5 protein-coding genes are annotated in these 6,536 nt (G+C 45.5%); all 5 read left to right on the top strand.

From position 1 onward, the window contains the following. The first annotated feature begins 2 nt into the window (after window positions 1-2). A complete protein-coding gene (locus H595_RS0115260) occupies window positions 3-1,094 on the top strand; it encodes a flagellar basal body P-ring protein FlgI (protein WP_027671992.1) in 1,092 nt (363 codons plus the stop codon). Between the two features lies 1 nt (window position 1,095). Next, window positions 1,096-2,106, top strand: coding sequence for a flagellar assembly peptidoglycan hydrolase FlgJ (gene flgJ / locus H595_RS22540; protein WP_037054991.1), 1,011 nt, complete (start codon window positions 1,096-1,098; stop codon window positions 2,104-2,106). Between the two features lie 41 nt (window positions 2,107-2,147). Further along, window positions 2,148-4,169, top strand: coding sequence for a flagellar hook-associated protein FlgK (gene flgK / locus H595_RS0115270; RefSeq protein ID WP_027671993.1), 2,022 nt, complete (start codon window positions 2,148-2,150; stop codon window positions 4,167-4,169). Between the two features lie 3 nt (window positions 4,170-4,172). Next, entirely contained in the window at window positions 4,173-5,405 is a 1,233-nt protein-coding gene (gene flgL, locus H595_RS0115275; protein ID WP_027671994.1) for a flagellar hook-associated protein FlgL, read from the top strand. A gap of 214 nt (window positions 5,406-5,619) precedes the next feature. Beyond that, the coding region (locus tag H595_RS0115280) for a flagellin N-terminal helical domain-containing protein (RefSeq protein ID WP_027671995.1) at window positions 5,620-6,536 on the top strand (917 nt) is incomplete at its 3' end.

The raw sequence follows: 6,536 nt of genomic DNA on the forward strand, positions 1-6,536 counted from the left end.
AAATGAAACGTATTATTGCGCTGTTATTACCCTTGTGTTTGTTGGCCTTGCCAGTCTCTGCTGCACGCATTAAAGATGTGGCGGACATAGAAGGTGTGCGGTCGAACCAACTGGTTGGTTACGGCTTGGTTGTTGGTTTGCCCGGTACCGGTGAACAAAGCCCGTTTACCGAGCAGAGCTTTCGCACGATGCTAAGTAATTTTGGCATTACCTTGCCTGGTAATATGAAAGCGCAAATTAAAAATGTCGCCGCTGTGGCGGTACATGCAGAATTACCGGCGTTTGCTAAGCCGGGGCAAACGTTGGATATTACCGTATCCTCTGTCGGCAGTGCTAAAAGCCTGCGGGGCGGTACGTTGATGCAAACATTTTTAACCGGTTTAGATGGTAATGTTTATGCTGTTGCGCAAGGCAGCTTAATTGTCAGTGGTTTAGGTGCTGAAGGGTTGGACGGTTCACGTATTTTGGTTAACACACCTACGGTAGGCCGTATTCCAAATGGCGGCATGGTAGAGCGTGAGGTGGTGACACCGTTTGCTGAGAACGACTTTATTACCTTTAATTTGAAACGTTCAGACTTTACGACGTCAAAACGTTTAGCAGAAGCTATAAATGGTTTTATGGGGCCAGAGACTGCATTTTCATTGGATGCGACGTCGGTAAGGGTTCGCGCACCAAGGGATATCAGTCAGCGAGTGTCGTATCTGTCCACGTTAGAAAATCTGACGTTTGAGCCAGGAGACAGCTCAGCCAAAATTATCATTAACTCTCGTACCGGTACTATTGTAATTGGCAAAGAGGTTAGATTATTTCCGGCTGCTGTTACCCACGGCGGATTAACTGTGACTATCGCCGAGAACCCCCGTGTAGTGCAGCCAAATGCGCTTGCAGGTGGACAGACGGCGATTGAAGAAAACACCATTATTGATGTGCGGCCAGAGCAGTCTCGTATGTTTAAGTTTGACCCGGGTGTAACGCTGGACGACTTGGTACGAACCGTAAATGCGGTTGGAGCAGCGCCGGGCGATTTAATGGCTATTCTTGAAGCGCTAAAAGAAGCTGGTGCTATCCAGGGCGAGCTGGTGGTAATTTAATATGAGCCTGACGCCGAACAAGATGTCTTATCATGACCTGGGCAGCCTGCAGCAAATACGCAGTAATTCAGGTAAAGATCAGGTTGGTGCTTTGCGCCAGGCAGCGGAGCAGTTCGAGTCGATATTTTTCAGTATGTTGCTTGGCAGTATGCGCAAGGCTGGTGAGGCCTTTGAAGTGGATGGCATGATGAATAGCCAGACCACGAAATTTTATCGGGATATGCAAGATAGCCAAATGGCCACAGAGTTATCTCAAAGTGGTGCCTTGGGACTGGCTGATTTGTTGGTACAGCAATTAAGCCCTGCCATGGGCATAAATAAGCAAGACAAAGACACCCCGGCTAGTGGACATCAACTGCATCCTGTCGCAGATAAAGTACTTTCAATGCCGAAGATTATTCTTCCAGCAATTAAACAAATGCAACAGTCAGTATCTGAACCCCTTAAAGCCAGCTCTGACATTACCGATGTTGAAGCAGCAGGTAAATCCGCCTGGCAGGTATCCAGCCCGGCCGAATTCGTAAAAAGCTTGCTACCAGCTGCGCGTCAGTCAGCCAAAGTGCTGGGTTTGGACCCATTAGCCCTGGTTGCTCAGGCGGCTCTGGAGACAGGGTGGGGGCAGCGCATGATCAAGACCGTGCAAGGCGGCAACAGCTTTAATTTATTTGGTATCAAAGCTAACAATGGTTGGCAGGGTGAAACTGCCGTGGTTGATACTCTGGAATACCGCCAGGGTATCGCTAAAAAAGAACAAGCAAAGTTTCGTGCATACGAGTCACCCGAGCATAGCCTGCAAGATTATGTTGAGTTTATTAAGCAAAACCCACGTTATCAGGATGCGGTAAGCGCCAGTGCTGATGTAAAAGCGTATTTTGAACAACTGCAGGCCGCGGGTTATGCAACGGACCCTGCCTATGCGAAAAAAATTATAGCGGTTTATCAAAGCCCTGTATTGCAGCAAGCCAGCACGGCTGATGCCAATGTTAAAGAATTGCACGATGCAGCCGAATAACAACCTAGATAACGCTTCAAACAGCGTTAGCGGAGAGAGCAATGTCAGATAACTTATTGCGGATAGGCACATCGGCCATAATGGCTAATAGTACCTTACTCAATACTACCAGTAATAACATTGCCAATGTTAATACGTCTGGCTATTCCCGGCAGCGTACTGAATTTGAGTCACAGATCTTAGGGCTGGGTGTCGGGCAGGGCACAACTGATCGATTAATCAGTGAATTTACGTCAATACAGCTACGTCGTGATACGTCAAAGTTAGCCTTCGCTAAACAGTATACTGCGGAAGCAAATAGGATTGACGGCTTGTTTTCTAATCCTGCCAATAGTATATCCACCGCAATGAATGATTTGTTTCAAAAATTGCAAACGGCGAATAACGATCCTAATGCGATTTCTACCCGTCAGTTAATTATTAGTAGCAGTGAATCGCTCATAGATCGTTTTGCGACTTTATCTAATCTGGTGCTGGATCAAGCTACTTATGTTAACCAACAGCTTGATTTAGATTTAACTGAAACCAATTCATTGATCAAAAATGTTTCCGAACTTAACCGCGCAATATTAAGTTTTGGCTCAGGCGACAATGCACAACCCCCGTTGGACTTATTAGACCGGCGAGATGAAGCACTACGAATGTTATCTGAAAAACTAGACATAAAAGTACTGGACTCTGGTGATGGTGAAAAACTGGTGTTTATGTCTACCGGTCAGTCGTTGGTGGTTGAAAACGGTGAGTTTAGTATTTTAAGCTTGAACGGCAATCCTGACCCTAATGTCAGAAATGTTGAGTTAAGCTTGAATTCAAAGCCTTCTGTGGTGCGTAATCTAGGTATTGAAGAATTAGGCGGGCAAATTGGTGGCCTACTCAAATTTAGGGATGATTTGCTTATTCCCACCCAAATGCAGATGGGCCAGTTGGCGCTTGCTATGGCTGACACCTTAAATAGCCAGAATAAATTGGGTATGAATGGCAATGGTGACCTTGGCGGTAATTTGTTTGTGTTGCCACAAACCAACGGGTTAGCTTTTCAATCTAATACGGGTAGCGGTAGTATAGTGGTAGACGTTGAACCAGGAAGAGTAGACCAGTTACCACCCAATGACTTTTTAGTCACCTTTACCGCACCTGATACTTTTACGCTTGAAGCCACCGATACCTCAGGCAATATTTTGGCGGGCTCTGCTATTAGTGTGTCTGGCGTCGTTTTCCCTGCCACCTTAAATGCAACCGATTTAGGCCTGCCTGACTACTACGGCTTATCTTTACAGGTATCAGGGCCTATGAACAATGGCGATCGTTTTGCGCTTAAACCTTTATCGAGTGCCGCAAGAAATGTTAACTTGGCGACTACCAGACCGGAAGATATTGCGCTGGCATCGCCGGTTCGTTCAATTGTGGCGTCAGATAATCTTGGCAACGCTAAAATTGATAGCTTAATTGTTACTGATACCGATCCAACGACATCAGCGTTTGCACCGCCATCATCTATTACTGGCGCACCGCTGCAGGTAATTCATATTGGTGGTAATCAGTTTGAAGTCAGGGATAGTAGCAATACGCTATTGGGAACTACACCAGCGTTACCTGCTGGGCAGCTGAACAATATCATGGCCCAGGCTGGCTTGGGCAATTATGGTTTTGATTTTAATGTCACCGGTATTCCGCAAACGGGGGATAGTTTTACGGTGGAATATAATACCGGCGGTTTCAATGATAACCGCAATGGCTTAGAAATGGGCAAATTGCAAACTGCGGAAACCATGCGCCGTTATGCCGTTAGCACACCTAATGCAGATAATAGCGTTAGCTTTAATGAAGCCTACGGTACTATGGTGAGTTTTGTTGGCGACAAGACGTCGCAAGCTAGAAACAGTCAAGCCGCTGCTGAGGCGCTATACTCTCAGACGTTACAACTTAAAGAGTCGCTGTCTGGCGTCAGTTTAGATGAAGAAGCTGCCAATTTAGTACGCTTTCAACAATCTTATGCGGCATCCGCTAAGATTATTGCCACATCACAAATTATTTTTGACACTTTGCTACAGTCCGTGAGGTAACTTATGCGTGTAACCTTCAATACCAAATTTAATCAAGGCTTAGACGGCATACTTAACACGCAGCAACGTTTGCTACGTGCTCAGGATCAGATGATTAAGCAAACCAAAATTTTGACACCCGCCGATGATCCATCTGGCAGTGCAAAGGTGCTTGGCGTTGGGCAAAATTTGTCGCAATTGGATCAGTATGAGCAAAATAGCATTGCAGTAAAAAACAACCTTGGAGTAGAAGAGACTGTTTTAACCTCTGTGCGCGAAGCAATGGACCGAGCACGAGTGTTATCATTAGCCTCAGGTAATGGTTCATATTCTGCAGCTGAGCGTGAGGCTGTAGCACAGGAAATTGAGGGTATTCAACAGCAATTATTAGATTTAATGAATAGCCGAAACGTGGAAGGGGGGTATTTGTTTTCAGGTTTTCAAGATGGCGTTAAAGCCTTTAGCTTAGACCCTTCAACTGGCAAATATGTATTTAACGGTGATGATGGCCAAAAGTCATTGCAAGTATCGCCGGGCGTTACATTGCCAGTAAACGACAGTGGTAAAGTTGTGTTTGACAATGTTCAGGTAGCACCTGTTCCGTCGCCCCCCGTTATTGCTTTGCCAGGGCCGGTAAGCGCCAGTGTAGACGTGGCTAATCCAGATATTTTCAATAGTTTCTATGTCAATAACTATGACAAAATTACACCTGCGAACAATACGTTTAGTGTTGAACTCACCGCACCCAGCAATTATCAGATTACCCGGGGCGGTTCACCATTAGTGCCGCCCGTTACGGGAGCTTATACCTCTGGCCAGCCGATTAACTTTAATGGTTTAGACATTGTTATTAGTGGTCCTGCAGGTGCAGGACAAGTAGATTTTGACCTACCTGCGCCAGAAAAAACCAATATATTAAACACCTTAAGTGAATTAATGGTCGCTCTTCGCACACCAGGGCCCGTTGATGTCGCGTTTCAGGCGAGTGTATCTAAAGCAGTAGGCGAAATTGATGCTGCTTCAACCAGCGTTGCCTCTGCCCGTTCTGCTATTGGTGGGCGTATTAATGTAATGGACAGTATTAATGGTTCTAACGCCGATTTGGAGATTTTAGCTACGCAATATCAGGCCGACATTGCTGAAGTAGATTTCGCAAAAGTGATTGCAGAGCTCACCAAAGAAGAAACGGCGTTGCAGGCAGTACAAACCACCTTTTCCTCAATAACTAATACTTCATTATTCGATTATATTCGATAACGCCCCTTTAACCGGCAATTTTTTGCCGGTTATGCATTTCCTATCAAAATTAATTTTAAGTCATTGTTTAAGTTAGATTTAAATTCCTCATCCTAAGTTTTTTAGTTTTTTTTAAAAAATGCCTAAAGCAATGCGAATACGGTCCGATAAATAAATATCAGGCGAAACACCAAGTGTGCTAGCTAAGCAGATAAAGGTTATCGGGAGAGACAACATGGCTTTATATGTAAACAGCAACATCAGCGCGTTAAACGCACAGCGTCAGTTAATGAACAGTGGTAACGCTCTGGATACGTCGTTCAAACGTTTATCATCTGGTTTACGCATTAATAGTGCAGCGGATGATGCGGCGGGTTTACAGATTTCAGACCGTTTGGAATCTCAAATCCAAGGCCTTAACCAGGGTAACCGTAATGCCAACGACGGAATTTCACTAGCACAGACGGCAGAAGGTGCATTGGAAGAAGTTACTGCGATGTTTCAGCGGGTGCGTACTTTGGCGCAGCAAGCTGCAAACGGTTCGAATACTGACACAGACCGTTTGGCTATTCAGGATGAGCTGCGTAATTTGATGTCAGAAGTAAACCGGGTAGCAAAAGATACCACGTTTGGTGGTCAGAACTTGCTTGATGGTACTTACAAGGCATCATTCCAGGTAGGTGCAGACGCGGTTCAAACTATTGGTTTTAGTATGAGAAGCGTGGGTGGTACTGCTGCGAACAGAAGTTTAAGTTCAAACGGTGGATTTACATTGTCAGGTATTGCCAGCATTGCATCGGCGGTGGGTGGACAAACACTGGCAAAACTGGCCTCGGGCATTTCAGCGATTGGTACACCAACGGCAACAACGTTTGCAACGTCGTTCCGTGCAACAAGTATAAGTGTATCAAGTCAGGCGAACGCACAAAACGTGCTGGCAGGTATGGATGCTTTAGTTGCGGTGGTGGACAAAAAGCGGGCCGAGTTGGGTGCGGTACAAAACCGTTTTCAATCAACTATCCGTAACCAGTCAAATATTTCTGAGAACTTATCTGGCGCTAAGTCACGTATTAAAGATGCGGATTTTGCAGCAGAAACTGCAATGCTAACGCGTAACCAGATTTTACAACAGGCCACAACAACGATATTGTC

It is taken from the genome of Rheinheimera baltica DSM 14885, assembly GCF_000425345.1.
Taxonomy (GTDB): Bacteria; Pseudomonadota; Gammaproteobacteria; order Enterobacterales; family Alteromonadaceae; genus Alishewanella; species Alishewanella baltica.

Excerpts from the sequence above, each read along its gene's own strand:
- H595_RS0115260 (WP_027671992.1), top strand. The coding sequence starts at position 3 with ATGAAACGTATTATTGCGCTGTTATTACCCTTGTGTTTGTTGGCCTTG.
- flgJ (WP_037054991.1), top strand. The coding sequence starts at position 1,096 with ATGAGCCTGACGCCGAACAAGATGTCTTATCATGACCTGGGCAGCCTG.
- flgK (WP_027671993.1), top strand. The coding sequence starts at position 2,148 with ATGTCAGATAACTTATTGCGGATAGGCACATCGGCCATAATGGCTAAT.
- flgL (WP_027671994.1), top strand. The coding sequence starts at position 4,173 with ATGCGTGTAACCTTCAATACCAAATTTAATCAAGGCTTAGACGGCATA.